The following is a 20,496-nucleotide window of genomic DNA, read 5'->3' on the forward strand; positions in this document are numbered from 1 at the left end:
TCCCGGTGCGGTACGAGGTGCTGCCGGGGGCCCGGTCCGGGGTGGGGCCGGGTCCGCGCTGGGAAGCCCGGGGGCCGTGGACCGGGTTCAGGAGGCCGCGCGGTGGGAGCGCGTACCGGCCGGCCGGCGGGTACGGGTGAGGGTCAGTTGTCTGACCAGCTGGTGGAAGCAGGTCAGGGCGGTGATCGGCGGCAGGCAGGCCACGGAGATGCCGGCGAGTGTCCGGTCGGCGTGGCTGACGCACAGGACCGCGGCGAGGGCGGAGAACAGCACCACCAGAGCCCAGGACTGCGGTGCGGGACGGTGGTGCAGCGTGGCGCGGAGCACGCACAGTGAGGCCACCAGCCAGGGGCCGAAGATCAGCAGCGGCCAGCAGCGGGCCAGATCCTCCGGAACCGCGGATGCGGCGATGACCCGCAGCGGGTCGTAGGAGACCACGGCGCCGAAAGCGCTGACCATGGCGACGATGACCGCGGTGAGGGCTGCCAGGGCGAAGCTGACCATCCGCACCCACGACCACCCGGCGGGCCGGCGGAAGCGTGGTGCGCGCTGCTTGCGGTGGTGATGGGAGCCGGCGCGGGGAAATGGCGGATCGGGCGGGACGGCGGGGGTGGGAATCGCCTCGGCCGCGGATGCGCGCATGAACTGGGCCAGTTCCTCGTCCAGGTCGAGAACCTGCCCGAAGTCGTGCACATCCTGCGGCGTGAAGGTCTCCTGAGAGTGCACCACCTCGTCATAAGGGGCGAGGGGCAGGATGACGTCGTCCGGGTCCAGCTGCCCGTAGAACGGTCCTTGGTACGGCTCGAACATCTCCCGGCGGTCATACATGTACGGACCGCCCTGCTGCCGGCGCCCGCCGGACGCGGGCAGGCGGGCGGAATGAGGCGGATGCGGGCCATGGGCCCGTCTGCCGGCGCGAGGATTCGAGTGGTGTCACACGAGAAGAACGAGCAGTGCCGTCAGCCGGATGACCGGCAGTCGGGTGAGTATGCGGGGCGGAAGAGTGGACTGGATGTCCGTCTGTTGACCGCAGTAGGACCGGATCCGGTGACGGTGTCCACCCGCTGGAGGCGACTCGGCCGGTGGCCGCGGGCCCGTTTAGTCTGCGGTCATGATTCGCCAAGCCACCCCTTCCGATGTCCCTGTGATCCATACGATGATCCGTGAGCTCGCCGAGTACGAGAAGGCGCTGGATGAGGCCCGGGCGACCGAGGCGCAGCTGCGCGAGGCGCTGTTCGGGGAGCGTCCTGCCGCGTTCGCCTTCATCGCGGAGACCCCGGACGGGGCGACCGCCGGTTTCGCGCTGTGGTTCCTCAACTTCTCCACCTGGCGCGGGGTGCACGGGATCTACCTGGAGGATCTGTACGTCCGCCCCCGGCTGCGCGGCGGCGGTTACGGCAAGGCGCTGCTGAGAGAGCTGGCGCGGACCTGCGTGGAGCACGGTTACGAGCGCCTGGAATGGTCCGTGCTCAACTGGAACCAGCCGTCGGTCGACTTCTACCGGGCGATGGGTGCGCTGCCGCAGGACGAGTGGACGGTGTACCGGCTCACGGACGAGGCACTGGCGGCGCTGGGCTCCTGAGAGCTGAACCGCAGGCACCGTTCCTGGCCGCGGTGCCCGCCGGTGCCCGGTGGCCGACGGGCCAGTGCGCCGGGCCGGGGCGCACTGGCCGCGGTGCCCGCCGGTGCCCGGTGGCCGACGGGCCAGTGCGCCCCGGCCCCTAGTGCGTCCCCGCCCCGGCCGCCTCCGCCTCCGCCTCGGTGCTCCTCGGGGAGGGCGCCGTCACCAGCACCGTGGCGATCACCGCGCCCACCAGCATGATCAGCGAGGCCCAGCCGGTCGCGACGGTGAAGCCGTGCACCACGCCGCTCTTCACGGTCTGGGTCTTCTCGGCCTTGCTGGTGACGGACGGCAGCCGGCTCGCCAGCCAGTCGGCCGTGGTGGTGGTGGCGAGGGTGTTGAGCAGCGCCGTCCCGATGGAACCGCCCACCTGCTGAGCGGTGTTGACGGTCGCCGATGTGACGCCCGAGTCCCGTTCGGCCACCCCCGACGTGGCTGTCGCCATCACCGGCATGAAGGTGAGGCCCATCCCGAGGCCGAGCATCAGGGTGCCGGGAAGGATGTGCGTGAGATAGCCGGAGTGGGTGCCGATGAAGGTGAGCGTGAACAGTCCGCCCGCGGCGATCAGCATCCCCGGCCCCATCAGCAGCCGGGGCGGCACGAAATGCAGCAACCGGGCCGAGACCTGGGTGGAGACGATGATGATCATCGCGGACATCGGCAGGAAGGCGCAGCCCGCCCTGATCGGGCTGTAGCCGAGGATGGTCTGCAGGTAGTACGTCATGAAAAGGAAGAGCCCGAAGAGGCCGATGGTGGCCAGGCACATGGTGAGGATCGAGCCGCCGCGGTTGCGGTTCCGGACGATGTGCAGCGGCAGCAGCGGCCGCTTGGCCCTGGTCTGCCACCAGGTGAACACGGCGAGCAGCGCGACGCCTCCGATGAGCAGTGAGAGCACCAGCTTCGAGGTCCAGCCGTGGGTCTGCGCCTCGTTCAGTCCGTAGACGATGGCGATGAGGCCGCCGCAGCCGAGGACGACCCCGGGGATGTCGAGACGGGCCTCCTTGTGGCCGGCCCGGTCGTGCAGCAGCAGCGTGGCGCCCGTGACCGCCAGCATGGCAATGGGCACATTGACGTACAGGCACCATCGCCAGTCCAGGTATTCGGTGAGGATGCCGCCGAGCAGCAGCCCGATGGCCGCGCCCGAGCCGGCGAGCGCACCGTAGATCCCGAAGGCCTTGGCACGTTCCCTGCCGATGGAGAAGGTGGTGGTGAGCAGCGACAGCGCGGACGGTGCCAGGAGGGCGGCGAAGACCCCCTGGAGGGCGCGGGCGAAGAAGAGCATCCCGCCGTTGACCGCCCCGCCGCCCAGAGCGGAGGCCGCCGCGAACCCGATGAGGCCGATGACGAACGTGCGTTTGCGGCCGACGAAGTCGGCGACCCTGCCGCCGAGCAGTAGCAGACCGCCGAACGCCAGGGTGTACGCGGTGATCACCCACTGGCGGTTGGCGTCCGTGATGCCCAGGTCGCGCTGTGCGGACGGCAGAGCGATGTTGACGATGGTGGCATCGAGAACGACCATCAGCTGGGCGGCCGCGATGACCGCCAGCCCCCACCAGCGGTGGGGGTCGGGGGCGCTTGCTTCCGGGGTTCCCGGAGGGGTTGTCGCCGGGTCGCTCATCGTTCCAGCAGAGCACAGAACGCCCCCGTTCGCCCTTCCTCGGGCATCCGGTGCGCGCCGGTTCTGCGGTGCGCTCCGCCTACGAGTGGAACCGGGGGCCGGTCGAGGCCAGCGCCAGCGTGGCGGCTTCGATCGCGCTGTTGAAGGAGACCTCGGCGAGCATGCCGGGCGCGGCGACCTGGTCGCCCGCGAGGAAGACGCCGTCGCCTCTGCGGATGGCGGGTCGGTCACGCCAGGTGAGGCCGGGGAGGTCGACGGCGCCGGTGCGCCCGGCCGCGACGGACGACTGGCGCCAGGTCAGCCGCTCGCGCCAGCCGGTGAAGCCGGCGTCGAGGAGCCGTTCGGCGTGCGCGACGCCGTCCGCCCTCGACCTGTCGGGAGCGATGGGCAGCTGGCACTGGACCAGCTGCTCGCCCGCCGGGGCGAGAGTGCCGTCCTGGGCGGAGAAGCGTTCGATCCAGCCGGGGGCGTCCAGATCGGATATCACCCAGGCGTCGCCGCGCCGGGCCCTGAGTGCCACGTCCACCAGGGTGGTGCGGCCGCTCTCCCAGCGCAGGCTGTCGTCACCGAGCAGCCGCCGGGCCGCGTCCAGCGAGGTCGCCACGACCACCGGCCCGTGCGTGGTGGGGAGATCGTGCGCCCGGGCGGACGTCTCGATCCGTACGCCGAGATTCCAGGCCCTGGCGGCCATCCGCTCGATGAGCGCGCCCCAGCCGCCGCGGGGGAAGTGCGCGCCGGGCGGCATGGATGTCGCGCGGCGCAGCCGGGCGTGCACGAACGCCGCGGACAGCGAGCCCGGGTCGTGGTGATAGAGCGCGACGGCCGCGTAGTGCGCGGCGGCGCGGGCCCCCTCCGAGCCGACCTCGTCGGTGGCCCAGCCCAGGAAGTCCCTTTCGACCGGGGCCTGTTCGGCCGTCCTGCGCAGCAGCCTGACCAGGGCGAGCGGCGGTGTCCTGCGCAGTGTGCCGCCCACGTGCAGTCGTATCCGGTGGATGGCGGGCAACGGGACGGGGGCGACCGGCTTCAGCAGACCGCGCTGCTTCAGCCAGGTCCAGTGCGCGCCGCTCCGGTAGAGGGCGTGCGGGCCTTCGTTGGTCAGATAGCGGCCTTGGGCCGTCCTGGCCCGGCCGCCCAGGGTGTCGTGCGCCTCGCACAAGGTCACCCGGGCGCCCGACTCGGCTGCGGTGATGGCCGCGGTGAGTCCGGCGAATCCGCCGCCTATGACAGTGATGCGTTGCATGTCCGTCCCCTTTTCAATGAAATTCCTCCGGGTGACAAGACGGAATTCGTTGGCATGGATGTGACATCCGGATGGTCGCGATGTCAGCGGTGTAGGTCACCATGGGAGGTATGGCAGCGAGGAGCGGTGCGCAGAGGACACCACTGGTGAGGCGGCCGGAAGTGCGTCTTCCGCCACTGAGCCCCTTTCAGGGACACGGACTTGAACCGGATGGGGACTATGACGGACTTGAATTCACCGCGGAGAATTTCACCGGGCAGTCGGGTGCCGGAGCGCGTTTCATGGACTGTGCGCTCAAGGACTGCGTACTGGACGGCACGGAGCTTGTGCGGTCCCGTTTCATCGATTCCCTGCTGACCGGCGCCAGAGGGGTCGGCACGGATTTCGCCGGTGCCTCCCTGCGCGATGTGGAGGTGGTGGACGCCAGGCTCGGCGGCGTCCAGATGCACGGCGCGGTGCTGGAGCGGGTGGTGGTGCGCGGCGGGAAGATCGACTATCTGAATCTGCGGGAGGCGCGGCTCAAGGATGTCGTCTTCGAGGGCTGTGTGCTCTCGGAGCCGGACTTCGGAGCGGCCCGGCTGGAGCGGGTTGAGTTCGTGGGCTGTTCGCTGCGGGGGGTCGACTTCACCGGCGTCCGGATGAAGGACGTGGATCTGCGGACGGTCGCCGAGCTCGACATCGCGCGTGGCGTCGAGCGGCTGGCCGGGGCGGTGATCAGCCCGGCGCAGCTGCTGGAGCTGGCGCCGGCCTTCGCCGCACAGGTGGGTGTGCGGGTGGAGGCGGCCGGGGGGTGACCGCCCGGCTCCGGTCCTGTGCCGCCGGGCCCCGCGCGGGCCCGGCGGCGGGCCGGGCCCGTCGCCCCGGCGGTGTGGGCTACACCCGCGGGAAGCGGGCCTGCAGGTCCCAGATCACCGGGCTGTCGGCCAGCCCCTCGTGCATGTCCGCGAGGTCCGCGATCAGATCGTGCAGAAAATCCCGTGCCTCGCGCCGGAGCACCGTGTGCCCGAAGGTCAGCGGGTCCTCCTCCGCGGGCATCCAGTCCGCGGCCACGTCCACCCACCCGAACCGCCGTTCGAAGAACATCCGGTCCGAGGACTCGGTGAAGTCCAGCTCCGCGTGCTGCGGCCGGGAGGCGCGGTTGCCGCGGGGATCCCGGTCGAGCTGCTCGACGATGTCGCAGAGCGCCCACGCGAAGTCGAGAACCGGGACCCATCCCCAGGCTGTGGACACCTCCCGGTCGGCCTTGGTGTCGGCGAGGTAGACGTCACCGCAGAAGAGGTCGTGCCGCAGCGCGCGGACGTCCGCGCGCCGGTAGTCGGTCTGCGGGGGGTCCGGGAAGCGCCGGGAGAGGGAGTAGCCGATGTCGAGCACGGTCCGATGGTGTCACGGGTCAGGGGGAGGCGGGACCGGCCATGCGCTCATAGGATCATCGGTGTGGATCAGCGCATACGCCGCACGGGCGTTCCCGCAGTGGCAGCCGCCGTCCTGCTGCTCGTCCTGAGTGCGTGCAGCGCCGGTGTGCAGGGCAAGCCGGGCGCCGCCGGGCTGCACGACCCGTACTTCCCCCGCCTCGGCAACGGCGGCTACGACGTCGCCCACTACGGCCTGAAGCTCGACTACGACCCGGATTCCGGCCGTCTCAAGGGCACCGCCGACATCACCGCCCGGGCCACCCAGGACCTCTCGGCGTTCAATCTGGACTTCGCGGGGCTGACCGTGGCCGGCGCCACCGTCGACGGCGCCTATGCCCCGGCCAACCGAGCCGGCGACGAGCTCACCCTCCGGCCGCACCACGACCTGCGCCGCGGTGACACCTTCCACGCGGTCGTCCGCTACTCCGGCGTCCCGAAGACCATCACCGACCCGGACTCCTCCGAGGAGGGCTGGCTGCCGAACGCCCACGGGGCGCTCGCCCTCGGTGAACCGACCGGCTCGATGGCGTGGTTCCCCGGCAACAACCATCCCTCCGACAAGGCGGCCTACGACATCACGGTCACCGTGCCCGCCGGCCTCCAGGCCGTGTCCAACGGCGTGCTGGCGTCGCGCACCACCACCGCGGGACGTACCGCCTTCCACTGGCACACCGCGCAGCCGATGGCCAGCTATCTGGCGACCGTGGCGATCGGTCCCTACCGGACTCACTCCTCCACGACCCCCGCCGGGTTGCAGGTCTTCACCGCGGTCGACCCCGCCGCCGAAAAGCGCAGCGCCGCCGTGCTGGCCCGTATCCCGGAGATCATCGCCTGGGAGAGCAAGGAGTTCGGCCCCTACCCCTTCGCGTCCGCCGGAGCGGTCATCGCCCCCGCAGAGTCCGCGGGTTATGCGCTGGAGACCCAGACCAAACCGGTGCTCCCCGCCAACCAGTGTGATCTGCCGACGCTGGTGCACGAGCTGTCGCACCAGTGGTTCGGCGACTCGGTCACCCCTGCGTCCTGGCAGGACATGTGGCTGAACGAGGGGTTCGCGACCTACGCGGAGTGGCTCTGGGACGCGGACCACGGCGGCCGGTCGGTCCAGGCGCACTTCGACGAGGCGTACGACCAGGCTTCCAACTGGGCGTTCCCGCCCGCGAAACCGCCGTCCCCGAAGTACATCTCGGCCTCGCCGGTCTACGGCCACGGCGCCATGGTCCTCCACCGCATCCGCCGGACGGTCGGCGACCGCGCCTTCTTCGCGATGGTCCGCGGCTGGACGAAGGACCACCGGTACGGCACCGCGTCGACACAGGACTTCACCCGCTACGCGCAGAAGAAGACCGGCGCCGACCTGAGCGCCCTCTGGGACGCGTGGCTCTACGGCAAGGACCGGCCGGTCAGGCCGTGACAGGCAATCGGTGGGGGCGCCGGCACCGGTCAGTCAGACGCGCTGGACGGCCCCGAGGTGTGCGGCGAGCTGCTGCAGGACAGACCAGGCGCCGGAATCGGTACCCTCACCGAGCGGGTAATGCAGCGCCGGTCCGCCGGGCGGCCCCAGTAGTTCGGGCCGGAGTTGCAGCGGTGGCCGGCGGGCATGGGTGAGGCCTATGGCACGTACGTCGGTGGCGCCGAGAGTGAAGGACAGCGGGATCGGCGGCTCTTCGAAGCTCGGGGGAACGGTCAGGTCACGGCGTGCGGGGCGCAGCGACACCAGCATCGTGGTGAGGCCATGTCCGGTGACCAGGTCCGCGGCCAGGGGTTTGATTGCTTCCAACGGCGGGGTTTCGCCATCGCGGTAGCCGAACGTGAGGGTGATGTCCTGTGCGACGCCGTCCTTGGCGCGGCTGGTCCGGTGGGTGGCGAGTGCCGGCCGGTCAGGGTGGCCGACGGCCGTCAGCTGAGTGGGCTCCGGGGCGCGCTGCCGGGCCAGGTCGGTCAACTGCCGCGTGGACCACGGAAGGCTGACGGGCTCCGCGGTACCCCAGCCGGCAGGCGGGCTGCCGGTGAGCGCCTGCCAGGCAGCCTCCAGCGAACGGCCGAGCACGAGACAGCTGTCAGCTTGGTGCAGGGTACGGAAGGAGACGATCAGCTGGCGTTCGCGGGTGCCGGCGGTGTGGGTGAAGGCCTCGGCGACGGTCGTCCCGCCGGTTTCGGTGCGAGTCGGCGCGAAAGTGCCGTTCTGCCAGCTCAGCACGGCCCCGGAGAGCCCGTCGTAGTAGCCGCAGACGGGGTCCTGCACGACCCACCGGTTGGGAACGCCGGTCAGCGCGGTGCGTAGCGGAAGGCTGAGGCGCACGTGTGGTGGCGTCACGATCTGCAGGGCGCGGCCGGTCGCGATGGACGTACGCAGGACATCGGAGAACCAGGTCGTCAGGGCGATGACCGGCCGGTCGGACAGTACGACGGCGGTGCTGTCCGTGAGGAGGTCCACGGCCGGTTCGGCGTTGTCCGGGGCGGGATGCGCGGCAACGTCGTCGTCCGCCGGGGTACCGACCACGCCGGTACCGGCGGCCGAAGGCGGCCAGACGGTGCCGCCCAGCAGTGCGTTGAGGCGTGCGGCCACCGAGCCGGCGAGAGCTTCGGCCTCGGGGATGGCGGTGGATGCGCGTATGTCCGTCCACCAGAACGGTTGACCGGGAGGCTGGACACCTGCGCCGAGGAGTCGCTCGGTTTCGCCGGGTACCTGCACCAGGAACGGAGCCTCGATGGAGACAAGGGGACGGCCGCCCCGGGCACGGAGCTGGATGACCGCGCCGTCATGGGCGGAACTGACGTTCAGATCAGGGCCGCCCGCGTAAAGACCGGCAAGGATGGTCCAGATGTCCGGCATCTTACGGGTGAGAGCGATGACGTCCTTGGTCATGAGCCGTCTCCTGAGCTTTCCGGTGCCAGGGCCGTCTGGACGAGCCGGTGGCGCTGCCCCCTGCGGACGAAGGTGCCTCGGCCGGGCGGCTGCGCGGAGGCGTAGAGCCCCGGAAAGAGCTGGCCCTCCGTGCGATCGCCCGTCATGAGCAGGGCGGCGGTTCCGGATTCGCGGAGAGTTGTCAGGAAGGGCTCGTACAGGGCCCGCGACGAGCCGGCGACCCGGCGGGCGATGACGAAGTGCAGGCCGATGTCCTGGGCTGAGGAGACATACGGCAGGAACGGCGCCAGAGGCTGCTGCCCGGCGGTGGTGAGGATGTCGTAGTCGTCGACGAGCACGACGATGCGTGGTCCGGCGAAGGCGGGCCCGTCGGCGAGGGCGTCGAGGTCGGCGTTCGTGTCGGGCAGGCGCTTCTCGAGTTCGGCCGCTATGCCCCCGGCGAGCCCGGCGCTGACCTTCGCGTTGTACGCGTATCCGCCGCGGTAGGGCTCCGGAATTGTTCGGCGCAGCCCGCGGCGCGGGTCGAAGACCGCGAAGACCAGCTCGTCGTCGTCGAAGCGCTCGATCAGCTGCTGGGCGACGAGATGCAGCAGATTGGTCTTTCCGCACTCGTTGTCGCCGAGGATCAGCAGGTGCTGGTCGCGCTCGAACAGATCCAGCAGTACGGGATCAAGAGCATCCTGATCGATCCCGATGGGGACCCGTCCGGGCTCGGCCGCCAAGGACGGCAGGCTGGTTGCGGACAGGCGGGAGGGCAGTACCCGGACCGGCCGGGCGAGCTCCCCGTGCCAGGTGGCGCCGAGTGTGCGGGCCGCTTCCTCCAGGGCAGTGCCGAGATCGTCGGTGCCGGGTACCGCGTCAATACGGGGCAAGGCGGCCTGGGCGAACAGCTTGTTCTGGGTGAGGACGCGGCCGGGGGTCTCCGCGCTCATCGTTCCGGCGAGTCTGCGGTCGATGGCGGAGTCGCCGGCGTCGTTCAGCCGCAGTTCCAGCTGGGTCCCGAACATCGACTGAGTGGCGATGCGGACCTCGTTCCAGCGGAGCATGCCCGCGACCACGTGAATGCCGTAGCCGCCGCCGCGCTTGAGCAGATCGGCCACATCGTCGTCGAGGTCGGCGAACTCCTCGCGCAGCGCCCCGAAGCCGTCGATGAGCAGAACGATGTCGGTGGATCCGTACTCGGGCAGCTCGTTCTGGGACCTGAGCCGTCGGAGCTGGTCGACGGAGTCGATGCCGTGCTCGCGGAACAGCCGCTCGCGGTCCGCCAGCATCGTGCGTACCTCGGCGACGGTCCGTGCGGCGCGCTCACGGTCGGCCCGTCCGGCGATACCGCCCACATGGGGCAGTCCGGACAGCGCGGAGAGACCGCCGCCGACCAGGTCGAGGCCGTACATGGCCACTTCCTGCGGGGTATGTGTCATGGCCAGCGAGAGCCCAAGGGTGCGCAGCAGGGTCGTCTTGCCGGACTGCGGGCCGCCGATGACAGCGACATGGCCGCCGGCCACGGTGAGGTCGAGGTTCCATTGGCCCTGCCACTGCCGGGCGGGATCGTCGAGACGCCCGAGCGGCACCCGCAGAGAGCCGGGACGGCCGGCGAGGCCAAGGCCTCGCTCGGATACCTGAACAGGGCCGGCAGCTGCGTCGAGGGTGAGCTTGTCGGGCAGTGGGGGCAGCCACACACGGCGCACCGGTGCTGCAGCGGTTCGCATCTGGTCGACCATCACCGACATCACGGTCGGCCCGGTCTCCCGCTCCCGCATTTCGGCCTCCGGCTCAGTGATACCCACCGGCACCTGAGGGGCGTGGAACGTGGAGTAGGGAAGCACGAAGGGTCCGGTGTCCGCTGTTTCGAGCAAGGCCGGTCCGCGCTGCTGCCCGGAGATGAAGCCCGCTTTGAAACGTTCGTAGGTGGACGTGTCCACCTTGAGGTACCCGAAGCCTGGCAGCGGTGGCAGGTGAAAGGCGTCCGTGGTGTCCAGGACGGTGCGCGACTCGTCGGCGGAAAAGGTGCGCAACCCCAGTCGGTACGACAGGTAGGTGTCGAGGCCCTTGAGTTTGCCTCCCTCGATGCGCTGGCTGGAGAGCAGCAGGTGAACGCCGATCGACCGGCCGATACGCCCGATGGACAGGAACAGATCGATGAAGTCCGGCTTAGCGGTGAGCAGTTCACCGAATTCATCGATGACGACGAACAGATGGGGCAGCGGATCAAGGCCGGGGTCGCGTTCCCGCAGCGCGGCGTAGTGTCCGATGTCGGCGACATTGCCCGCGTCCTTCAGTACCTGCTGGCGGCGTTTGACCTCGCCGGCGAGGCTGGTGTGGACACGCTCCACGAGCCCGGCCTGATTCTCCAGGTTGGTGATGACACCGGCGACATGCGGGAGGCCGTCGAAGGGGGCGAAGGTCGCGCCCCCCTTGTAGTCGACCAGCACCATCGCGAGGTCCTCAGGCGGATGCGAGGAGACCAGCGCGAGGACGAGCGTGCGCAGAAGTTCGCTCTTGCCGGACCCGGTGGCACCGACGCAGAGACCGTGCGGACCCATGCCGAGTTCGGAGGACTCCTTGAGGTCGAGCAGGACCGCCTCGTGGCGGTCGTTGACGCCGATCGGTACCCGGAGAAAAGATCGTTCGCTGCGGGGTGCCCACAACCGGCCGAGGTCCAGCGCGGACGGGTCGTCGATGCCCAGGAGAGCCGGAAAGCCGACCGGGCCGGACACCGGGGTTCCCTCGGCCAGGGACTCGGCCGACAGGCGCAGGGGAGCCAGCATGCGTGCGATCCCTTCGGCGTTGGCGAGACCCACCTCGTCGGGGATGCCGATTGCCGGGCATGTGTCGGGGGTGCGCAGGTCCACGACGGTGACGAGATCGCCGTCGATGCTGATGCGTACGGACACCTGATCAGGTTCATGCACTTGCTGTTCGAGCAGATGGAGCACAGTGATGCCCATGTCCGCCTGGTCGACCGCCTCGTCCGGGCGGGGCAGTTCGGCGGCTGTGTCTCCGTACGCGTCGTGGACGACGAGCATCCGGCCGGCAAGCTTCAGAGCATCCCTGCCGGCCAGCCCGCGTCGTACTTCCGCGGCATAGGAGGCCCGCCGCCGCAGGTCCGCGTGGAGCAGGTCGGCCAGCTGCGGCAGGCTGGGCGCGATCCTGCGTGCGGCCACAGGGCCATCCTGCTCCTCGCTGTCCAGAACATGCGGCAGCCATTTGGCCCACTGCCACTGGCCGAGCTGTTCGCCGGGCACCGCCAGCGCGATGGACACGTCGCCCGGGGCATGCGTGACCGCGGTATGCGTCAGCAGGGCGCGTGCGATGCGCAGCACCCCTTCGCGGTCTCCGATGATGCTGACGTTGCCTGCGCCGTCGAGCGGCACCGTCAGAGGAAATTCCGTCGTCGTGGCGAAGCGGGACAGCAGCGCGCGGGCCTCGTTGAGCATGAACGGGTCCGGCGGTGTCAGCACCCCTCCGGCACTGTTCTGGCCGATCACGAGGTCCTGATCCGGTACTTCGCCCGTGCCGACGCGTATCCGGAGGAAGTCCGTGTCGGCACGGCGGCGTTCCCACAGCCGTGCCGGGTCGCGTACGAGGTCGTACAGAGCCTGGGGTGGGGGATTGAGCAGGCGGGCCGCCAGACGCCGGGTGCGTTCGACTGTCCCGAGTTCCTCGCGCAGCTCTTCCAGGTGCTCCAGGTACCTCTCCCGCTGGGTACGCCTCGTGCGCTGGGCCTTGCCCCGTTGGGAGAGGAAGAGGGCAACGGCACCGAGGAGCGCAACGACCAGAACGACGGCGCCCAGACCGGCGAACTGACTGTTGCGGATCACGGTCATCATGACGACCGAGCTCATGACACCGGCCATCGGCAGCAGCGCCCTTGCTCCACCGCCTGACTTGCCCTCCGGCAGATTGGGCGGCGGCTCGATCGTGCGGGGCGGTGTCGGGGCCGACGGCCTGGTGGAGCGGGCAGGCCGGTGGATCAACTGCTGGGTCATCGCGTGCTGACCGCCCGTCCCATGGCTTCAGCGGCCAGGCGGGTGGCTGCCGTTCGGGTGGCCCGGCCGAGCAGGGCGGAGTCGATAGGCCCTCCGCCGGCCAGGTGACGGTCGTAGGGGACGGGCACGACAGTGACTCCGGTTTCCCGCAGATGGGTGGCTGCGACCTTCGGATCGAGCACCAGGTCGGGTGAATTGGACATCAGCGCGACGACTGTGGTTTCCAGGGCCCGGTGCGGCAGCTGGGCCAGCCAGTCCAGGACGGCACGGGTGCCGTTGACACCCTCGGCCGTCAGTGGGGCGACCACGACCCGCGCGTGGGCGGTGTCCATCGCGGTACGCGCCACTTCGCCCGGCAGGGACTCGCAGTCCACGACGGTGACCGCGAAATACCGGCGCAGTGCGAGGGTCACCGTCCGGTACGTTCGCATGTCCAGTGGCGCGCCCACCCTTCCTTGGCTCGCGGGAAGCAGCCACCCGCCGTCCGCGACCGGCACCAGGTAGCCGGTGACGTCGGTCAACTGCATGGAAGGAGTGAGTAGTTCGGCCAGCTCACGGCAGGACCAGCGCACTGTCTCCGCACCGAGGCGAACGGGCAGGGTGCCCAGGGCGGCATCAGTGTCCAGCGCCAGCACCGGGTCGTGCCGGTAGTGGTTGAACGTCCGGGCCAGCAGCGCGGATGTGGTGGTCTTGCCCACTCCGCCGCGGATGGAGGTCACGGCGATCACCCGCCCCGTGGTGACCGGCTGTTGCAGCTCCCGGGCGATGCGCGACTCCTCGGTCACCTCCTGGGAGGCGGATGCGGTGAGGTTGCGCAGCGAGCGTGCGGTACGGCGGGGGAGCGAATCCCCGTGTCGCGGGGGGCTCATCGCGTGGGTCAGCCGAGGATCGACGGTTGGCACGGACTCCGGGGTGGCCATCGTCAGGCGCGGGTCCCTCGCTGCTGGAGGGGCCGGGCGTGGGGGCGTGGGTTCCGATGAAGGTGCTTCGGACTCCACTGTGGTCGGTACCGGCTTCGATGCCGGCGTCGGTATCGGTATCGGCGGCGGAGACGGAGTTCGCTCCCCCAGCTCCCGCAGCACATCGTGCTGCCAGTCGCCCTGCGTCATATCCCGTCCCCGCACCTTCACGCGAATGTGCCGAGCAACCGCCCGTACACCCCGAAAACCCCGATGACCAGCGGAAACAGGGAGATCACGCCTGCCGATTCCAGGGCGTCCCCGAACCTGCGCAGCCGCACCCGGACGTGCTCCGCGGGCTGGACCGACAGCACCAACAGTGGAAGCAGCGCCAGGACGACCAGGAGTGCCAGCGGCCCCGCAGCACCGGAACGCTCCGCCCACACCCATGCCAGCCGCACGGTCACCACAGCTGCGGCGACCAGCAGCGCCACCACCTCGGTAATGAGGGGGAAGGCCCGCGCCCGCAACGCGAGCACCCCGGCGACGCCCACGGCGAGCGGAACCGTCCACACAGACGGAGACCGGAGCACCAACAGGGCGGCCACCGCCGCTGATACGGCCATCACCACAGTGGCGAGCGCCAGACCGCGGTGAGTGGCCGCCAGCGCAGTCGACACCTGGTACCGGCTCACCGACGCTCCACCGGAACGCCGGTCATCAAGACCCGAAAGACCGGAAGAGGTCAGCGCCAGCCGTGGCAACACCCCAAGCACAAGGACCGAAACGACGGTCAGCAGTGCGCCCGCGTGAACCTGCCCTTCGATCCGGCCGCCTCCGGACTGCAGCCACAGTGCGGCCTCCCAGCAGACCGCACTCCCGGCAACGGCAGCCCCACCGGTCAGAGCCCCACGGCCCACAGTGGAGGATCCGCTGCCCAGAAGCAGCAACACCACAACCACGGGCGTCACCACACAGGCCAGACGGACCCCACCGGACCAGCTGTACGCATCGGACAGCGTCCATGCCCCGAGTACGCCCACCGCTCCGGCCGTGACGACGAAGGCGGCGGCCAACCCGCGCGATCCGGCCCTGCCGCAGAGAACGCCAACGGCTGCGGCCACGACGGCGACAGCAACCAGTACGCCGCCGACAGCGGACAACGCGAACTCACCACGGGCCAGCACACCGGCCGCTACCGACCAGCCGACCGTCGCCAGTCCAGCCACGATCCGTCGTACCCGGGGCTGCCATCGCCACGCGCGGACGTCCAGATCATCGGCGGTCTCATCAGTGACGTCATGCACCACCGGAGCGGACGGCGCGTCATCCACCTTCACCAGCCGCAGCACCGCACCGTCCGGTATGCGCGCCGATTCAAGGGTGCTGTCATGCGCCAGCGCGGAACCGTCGGTTGTGACCAGATGCCGCAACAGGGGCCGGGATGTGGGCTTGTCGCCCAGCAGCTTCAGAATTTCTGGCAGAAGAAGGCCAATGGGCTCCTGCGACGGCAGAACCAGGTCAACCCGCCGCCGCTCACCGACCAGCGTGACCCGACTCAACGCCGTAACGCTCAATGACCCCGTAGCTACCACGCGTTCGAACCTATCATCGAGCCGAAGGCGACACGGGCGGCGAACTCTGCTGTATGGACGGACTCAGGGGTGACTTTCCCATCACCCGATGAGAAACGAACGACCAGCCGACACAGCCCGCGCAGAGCACCGCAGCGATCACGATCCCGGCGAAGACCTTCCCCAGCCGTTCATCCGCCGAACGGCGCCGCCGCTCGGTCCCGAACAGCAACGCATCGCGCATCCGCCGCCGCCGGACCGCGACGGATTCCAGCAGCTGGCTGTCGTAGTCATGTGCCATCAGTCTGCAGCCAGTCCCAACAGGTGCCGTATACGGGTGAACTTCGCGGTGAGGCGGTATCTGGTCGCTGAGTCCAGCTGGCCAGGCGTTGTGGGGCGGCGTTGTGAGTAATGTCAGCCTCTTTGATCAACAACGCTCCGGGCACGCCGATGATCCGTCCGGCGTAGTGATCCAAGTTCTCACCCGACTGTTTGGTGGCGTTTCTCCCCGTCCTGTCGCTGGCCACCAGGCCGGTTCCCCTTTCACTTGCGTCGGCTGATGGTGATTTCCTGGTGACTTCCTCGATGAATGCTGCTGCTTTTACCTCAGCTCTCCGATGTTAACAGTTACTCCGGGGGTGAAGGCTGCTTTGGAGCTCCTTCGAATAGATATGAATACACCTGCTGAAGATAGTCGTAGAGAGAGTTTTCGTCGGGAAATTCAATATTTGTCAGTCGTTCGTAGTCGGCTACTGTCAAGCTTCCACTGCGCAGGATTTCTGAGAGACCATTACGTACACTTCGTGTATACGAATCGCTAAAAGCCGTCAGTGTCGGTCGAAGATACCCGCTCGTGTCATATGCTTGCTCTAGGTGTAGGTAGGTTTTGATGAATGTTTCCAGTTCGCTATTCACGTTGTGTTCCTTTAAGGGTGGCGGCCGGGGGCAGGGTTGGTGAACATTGTGTGCAATTTCCACTTCCCGTCATGCATCCTGTATACCGGCTGGATCGTTCCACCCTCAAAATCAACGGGAAGAAAATTGTCTGGATTGATGGGATCCCGATAGTAGCCAGTCAGGCGTCTGTATCCATCTATCCCGAGAACATCATCGATTGATGTCTCCGCCGGAGGTGCGCCCGTGCGTGCGAGTTCGTCACGGAAGTAAGCATCCGCACGTACCATATCTTCTGCGTTGTCAAAGCGAGTTGCGTACGGCCCCACCCTGTGAGATCCCCCGTGAACGCCATCTACAGTCGTTCCAGTGAGTGGATCAATATTGTTCTCGGATTTTAGCAGCCCGGGATTGCTTGAGTTCGGTCCGTAGACCTTGGGTGTTCCACCTGTGTCGGTCTGCACCGTGCCGAGTCGGTTGCGCAGAGCTTCATCGTCGGGGTAGAGGTGGCGCCCAGGTGCATGCCCCTGACCTCCTTGACGGTCATCGAGTTCCTTGATTCGCTCATCGACGAATTTCGGATCCAAAGATGAACTTGCTCCCGAGCTACCGTGCGTTCCAAGCGATGCGTTACCGCTGCCCCCAGATGATGCACCCGGGGGTGTGGCGGCGGCCTGATGTCCGGGGACATGGTTTCCGTTGCTGCTGTGACTTGAAGAGCTTCCACCCGTCGGGTGAGCACCGGTGCCTGAGTTCCTCTGCGGCGCGTGCTGGTTGCTGGGGTCATGGCTCCCCACCGGGCCATGCGCGACATGATTGGCACCGCCACTCGGTATGTGACCGGGTAGATCGTTGGGCACTGTGATCGTCTCGGTGGTTGGCAGGTCACCTTTGGCCCGGCCGAACGTATCTGAAGCGGTGTGAGCAACATGAGAACCGACTTGCACCGATTCGGGCTGCCGGTGCGGGAGCGAGTTCTCCAGCGCCGCACGGTCGGCGGCGGAGAGTTCGACGTGGGCCGGGGCGGTGGTGCCGTCGGGGCGGATGACGGAACCATCGTCGAGGTTGAGGCGGGTTCCGTCGGGCCATTCGATGTGGCTGCCGGTGACGACGGGGGCGTCGTTGCCGAGTTTGAGTACGGTGCCGTCGGGCTGGAGGCGGCCGGCGCCGGACAGGATGTCGTTGTAGCCGCCGGTGTGGATGTTCTTGAGGCCGGCGAAGAGGTCGCCGACCTTGATGGTGGCGACCTTGCCGGCTTTGGCGATGTACGTCATGGGGTCGACGAGGCGCCCCGCCTTGCCGACCACCGAGGCGGTCTTGGCGAGCGCACCGGTTTTCGAGGCGGTGCCTGCCCCCTCGGTGAAGACGGTGGTCACGATGTTGAAGGTGACCGCACCGGCGGCCCGGGCGGGGTTCTTGCCCCATTCGTCCCAGGCGACGAGCGCTTTGCCGGTGTCTTTCACGGCCTTGCGGCTGTCGCGCAGCCAGGAGGGCAGTTCTTTGGCGGGGGTGGTCCAGTAGATCTGGGCGATGCCGGGGGTGGAGAGGGCGAGGCCGGTGCCCAGCTTGGCCAGTCCCTCCCACGCCTGTCCCGCTTTGTCCAGGTCGGTCACGTCGAAGAGAGTGCCCAGGCCTTTGACCGTGCCCCAGACTCCGTCGACGACGAAGCCGTCCCACAGAAAGCTCTTCGCCTGGTGGCCGAGCCAGGCCAGACCGGTGTACTCACGTTCAGCCGGCGCGCCCCACGGCGTTTCTTCGGCGTGGTTGAGGGTGTCGGCCGAGTAGCCGTACATGTTCGGCTTGTGGGTGCCGTCGTCGGCTATGAGATGCGTACCACCGGCGACGAGTGCGGTGATCTTGTCGTGGCAGGTGACCTCGGCGGCCTGGAAGGCAGCCACGGCGGCGTTGACGTCGTGCCACAGATCGTTGTTGTGATCGACCTTGTCCTGGTCCCTGTGCCAGTGATCGTCGCCCTGCACGCTGTCCACGAACGAGAGAGCGTCGCCCTTGAGACTCTTGAGCCGTGCCACCAGGGGGCGTACCTCGGTGCTGTAGGCACTGAGCGCCGACGCTGCGGTCTCCAGGTCATCCGCGAAGGAATCCGCCTTGGTGGCCACCGGGGCGGTGGTCGCGAACAGTTGCTCCGCCTCGGGAGCCTTGTAGAACGCGGACAGGCCCTGGAACGTGGAGTGCACGGACGCGCCTGAGGTCCGGAACAGTACAGCCTCGGCGGTCAACGCCAGTGTGTCGGTTTCCAGTTGATCCAGATCACCAGTGAACTGAGGGATGCCCGAGGGGATGATCAGCGAGTGGTCGCTCACTTCGCCCCCTTCTTCGTGTCTCCCGGCAGATCGATTGTGGGTTCCTGGATCGTCTTGCGCTGGGTGTCCGCGGCCATGGTGAGGTCGCCCTTGACGTATTCGCGGGTGGCTTCGGCCGCACCGTTCAACGACTTGGTGGTGCGTTTCGCTATATAGAGGAGGTCCCGCTGTTTCGCGTTGAAGAATTCGGCCAGGGCACCCGCGACCGGCCCACTGGGCGGTCCCGCGCCGCAGTAGGTGCCGGAGATCGTGCCTGCCGAAGTCGCGGCACTCGGCAGCGTCTTGTCCAGCGCTTTGCCCGCGTCGGACAGCCCCTCGGCCGCAGTGGCCGTCCTGTCCAGGACGCCCTGCACCCCCGACACGCTGATGTCCCAAGCCGTCATGAAACCCCTGGCCCCTGTTCCCCGTAGTCGGGGCCGCTCCCCAGCCGCCCCGGTTCCCGCACCGGCCCTGTGATCAGCCGATGTTGTCGACTGCGGCCTTCGCCCTCGACAGGGTCGAATGGGCTGTCCCGTCGTTCTTCTCCAGCGTGCTGCGCAGCAGACGGATAATGTTGCGCACCTCGTCGGCGGCACGGTTCCAGCGGATTTCCTTGCCGTGGTACTCGTCGGAGACGCCATCCGCGGCGAAGTCGGCCATCGCGGCCTTCACCGCTCGGTCCCGGTCGCTGAGTACGAGTTCCAGCCGGCCGATGATTCCCTGTAGTCCGCCCTGTACCTCGACCGAGGCTCCGGTGTCATAACTCGTGCGGTCCTGGCTCGTCACGACGGCTCCCCTTATCGCCCGGAAAACCGGGCAGCATCGAAGTTCGCGGCACTCATGTGCTGCTGCGCGTTGTCCGCGCTCTCCTGATCGCCCGTCACGAACGAGGTGTTCATTCCGGACTGGCCGCCCAGGATCGAGTGCAGCGAACCGTTCAACGCAGCGGTGATCTCGTCCGAGTGATGCTTGAACGTGTCGAATGCGGTCTTCCCCGCCCCGTTGAACTTCCCCTCCAGCGGTGCCGCCGCAGCGATCAACTGCTGGATCAGTACGCCGAGATCACTGCTCGACCCAGACGTGCTCTTTCCCAGATCCGACAGAGTCGTGGATCCCATGTCGAACTTCAATGAGCTCACCCCCCCGTTACGACTTGCACGAGCCGTGAACAAGTGCACACGGCCCACCACTCATTGGAGTCGAAAGCATACTCATCGAACATGCGTCCCATCTGCGATTTGCACGAGGGCGGGTAAGTGAGGCTGCTCACCTCGATGGGGCCAAATTCGTTGCTGGCGCAACTACTTGGCGAGGTCGAGTCAGAGTGCGTCCGCACGGTAGGGGCAGTTCATCGGGGGCGCCTGTCACATCGGCTGTCCCATGGGTAGTCAGCCGCGGGCCGCGTGCTGGTCGAGCAGTGAGCGCAGCTGGTCGACCTCCGCCGGAGTCCGCAGTGCGCGTTTGGGCAGCATGGTGAAGCTGGTCGCGTTCTTGTCGGAACTGAGCAGCACGAAGACATCGCGCCCCTCCGCATAGCGGGGCTGTGCCTCCCAGGTCATGACGGTGGATGTGTGCTCCGAGGCTGTCCGCGCTCCCGCGTGCGAGACGAGCGTGCTCGGTTCACCCCGCTTCTTGGCCAGCGAGTGGAGCTGGGGTAGGCCTGCAGCCAGGGCGCTGCGAAGGGCATGGCCACAAACATCACGATCAGTGGGACCGGAAAGCCGTTGGATCCTCCGAGGAGAGGATGAGGGAAATGAGCAGGCAGGGCAGGATCAGAGGCAGGTGGATGGGGGTGGTTCTGCGCTGTCTGTGTGCCTGCGCGCTGACCTGGCTCCGGGCCCGTAGTGCGGAATGACGTCCTTCACAGATGGCTGGTACACCAGTTCGATGGCCTGCGGACTGCTCGGCTCACTGCTCGGCCCCCCGGCCATGGCCCCTCCCCGGGTGACGTAAGGCCCCGGGTCCTAGCGGGAAGGCCACATTGGCCTCAGTCAGGCCGGGTTCGTGACTCGCGGGGCAACGCCCTCCAGCAGCTGAGCCCCCGGCGGGTGCCGGGGGCTCAGCTGCTGTGCGGCAGGGCGTA

At 68.3% G+C, this 20,496-nt stretch carries 17 protein-coding genes and 1 pseudogene; 3 read left to right on the forward strand and 15 right to left on the reverse strand.

The features are described from left to right. Window positions 1-87 precede the first annotated feature (87 nt). A complete protein-coding gene (locus OHS16_RS17220; RefSeq protein ID WP_328538092.1) occupies window positions 88-828 on the reverse strand; it encodes a DUF2637 domain-containing protein in 741 nt (246 codons plus the stop codon). A gap of 283 nt (window positions 829-1,111) precedes the next feature. On the opposite strand from OHS16_RS17220, the gene OHS16_RS17225 reads away from it, so the two are divergent. Further along, window positions 1,112-1,582 (forward strand): GNAT family N-acetyltransferase, encoded by a 471-nt coding sequence (locus tag OHS16_RS17225; RefSeq protein ID WP_328538093.1) that lies wholly within the window; start codon window positions 1,112-1,114, stop codon window positions 1,580-1,582. 139 nt (window positions 1,583-1,721) lie between these two features. Here the strand turns inward: OHS16_RS17225 and OHS16_RS17230 are convergent, their stop codons facing one another. Both OHS16_RS17230 and OHS16_RS17235 read right to left on the reverse strand, forming a co-directional pair. After that, on the reverse strand, window positions 1,722-3,239 hold the full coding sequence (locus OHS16_RS17230; RefSeq protein WP_328538094.1) for an MFS transporter: 1,518 nt from the start codon (window positions 3,237-3,239) through the stop codon (window positions 1,722-1,724). Between the two features lie 79 nt (window positions 3,240-3,318). Further along, on the reverse strand, window positions 3,319-4,497 hold the full coding sequence (locus tag OHS16_RS17235; protein WP_328540877.1) for an FAD-dependent oxidoreductase: 1,179 nt from the start codon (window positions 4,495-4,497) through the stop codon (window positions 3,319-3,321). 83 nt (window positions 4,498-4,580) lie between these two features. Here OHS16_RS17235 and OHS16_RS17240 point away from each other — a divergent pair, with 83 nt between their 5' ends. Then, on the forward strand, window positions 4,581-5,273 hold the full coding sequence (locus OHS16_RS17240; protein ID WP_443042636.1) for a pentapeptide repeat-containing protein: 693 nt from the start codon (window positions 4,581-4,583) through the stop codon (window positions 5,271-5,273). 79 nt (window positions 5,274-5,352) lie between these two features. Here OHS16_RS17240 and OHS16_RS17245 read toward each other — a convergent pair whose 3' ends face one another. Then, the gene (locus tag OHS16_RS17245) at window positions 5,353-5,850 is read right to left on the reverse strand and encodes a hypothetical protein (RefSeq protein WP_328538096.1); all 498 of its coding nucleotides are present in this window, start codon (window positions 5,848-5,850) and stop codon (window positions 5,353-5,355) included. A gap of 63 nt (window positions 5,851-5,913) precedes the next feature. Between OHS16_RS17245 and OHS16_RS17250 the strand changes: the two genes are divergently transcribed. Continuing rightward, a complete protein-coding gene (locus OHS16_RS17250; protein WP_328538097.1) occupies window positions 5,914-7,302 on the forward strand; it encodes a M1 family metallopeptidase in 1,389 nt (462 codons plus the stop codon). A gap of 33 nt (window positions 7,303-7,335) precedes the next feature. On the opposite strand, the gene OHS16_RS17255 is transcribed toward OHS16_RS17250, so the two are convergent. From OHS16_RS17255 to OHS16_RS32135, 11 genes and pseudogenes are all read right to left on the reverse strand, one after another. After that, window positions 7,336-8,757 carry a DUF6177 family protein gene (locus tag OHS16_RS17255; RefSeq protein ID WP_328538098.1) on the reverse strand — a complete coding sequence of 474 codons (1,422 nt, stop codon included), beginning with the start codon at window positions 8,755-8,757 and terminating at the stop codon, window positions 7,336-7,338. Beyond that, on the reverse strand, window positions 8,754-12,746 hold the full coding sequence (gene eccCa, locus OHS16_RS17260; RefSeq protein WP_328538099.1) for a type VII secretion protein EccCa: 3,993 nt from the start codon (window positions 12,744-12,746) through the stop codon (window positions 8,754-8,756). The genes OHS16_RS17255 and eccCa overlap by 4 nt, the downstream gene beginning before the upstream one ends. Beyond that, window positions 12,743-13,615: a MinD/ParA family ATP-binding protein gene (locus OHS16_RS17265; RefSeq protein ID WP_328538100.1), complete on the reverse strand. Its 873-nt coding sequence runs from the start codon at window positions 13,613-13,615 to the stop codon at window positions 12,743-12,745. Before OHS16_RS17265 ends, eccCa begins: the two co-directional genes overlap by 4 nt. Window positions 13,616-13,872: 257 nt before the next feature. Then, complete coding sequence (locus tag OHS16_RS17270; protein WP_328538101.1) at window positions 13,873-15,207, reverse strand: EsaB/YukD family protein; 1,335 nt, start codon at window positions 15,205-15,207, stop codon at window positions 13,873-13,875. Between the two features lie 46 nt (window positions 15,208-15,253). Further along, window positions 15,254-15,520 carry a hypothetical protein gene (locus tag OHS16_RS17275; RefSeq protein ID WP_328538102.1) on the reverse strand — a complete coding sequence of 89 codons (267 nt, stop codon included), beginning with the start codon at window positions 15,518-15,520 and terminating at the stop codon, window positions 15,254-15,256. Further along, a pseudogene (locus tag OHS16_RS17280) lies at window positions 15,520-15,716 on the reverse strand (HD domain-containing protein); the annotation flags it as partial. The pseudogene OHS16_RS17280 and the gene OHS16_RS17275, both read right to left, overlap by 1 nt. A gap of 429 nt (window positions 15,717-16,145) precedes the next feature. After that, on the reverse strand, window positions 16,146-18,434 hold the full coding sequence (locus OHS16_RS17285; RefSeq protein ID WP_328538103.1) for a hypothetical protein: 2,289 nt from the start codon (window positions 18,432-18,434) through the stop codon (window positions 16,146-16,148). Continuing rightward, window positions 18,431-18,817 (reverse strand): DUF6507 family protein, encoded by a 387-nt coding sequence (locus tag OHS16_RS17290; protein ID WP_328538104.1) that lies wholly within the window; start codon window positions 18,815-18,817, stop codon window positions 18,431-18,433. Before OHS16_RS17290 ends, OHS16_RS17285 begins: the two co-directional genes overlap by 4 nt. 73 nt (window positions 18,818-18,890) lie before the next feature. Beyond that, window positions 18,891-19,199: a pore-forming ESAT-6 family protein gene (locus tag OHS16_RS17295; protein ID WP_328538105.1), complete on the reverse strand. Its 309-nt coding sequence runs from the start codon at window positions 19,197-19,199 to the stop codon at window positions 18,891-18,893. An 11-nt stretch (window positions 19,200-19,210) separates the two neighbouring features. Beyond that, on the reverse strand, window positions 19,211-19,543 hold the full coding sequence (locus OHS16_RS17300) for a hypothetical protein (RefSeq protein WP_328540878.1): 333 nt from the start codon (window positions 19,541-19,543) through the stop codon (window positions 19,211-19,213). 258 nt (window positions 19,544-19,801) lie between these two features. Beyond that, the gene (locus tag OHS16_RS32135) at window positions 19,802-19,972 is read right to left on the reverse strand and encodes a hypothetical protein (protein WP_443042637.1); all 171 of its coding nucleotides are present in this window, start codon (window positions 19,970-19,972) and stop codon (window positions 19,802-19,804) included. Window positions 19,973-20,496: the final 524 nt, after the last annotated feature.

The organism is Streptomyces sp. NBC_00344, from assembly GCF_036088315.1.
Lineage (GTDB): Bacteria > Actinomycetota > Actinomycetes > Streptomycetales > Streptomycetaceae > Streptomyces.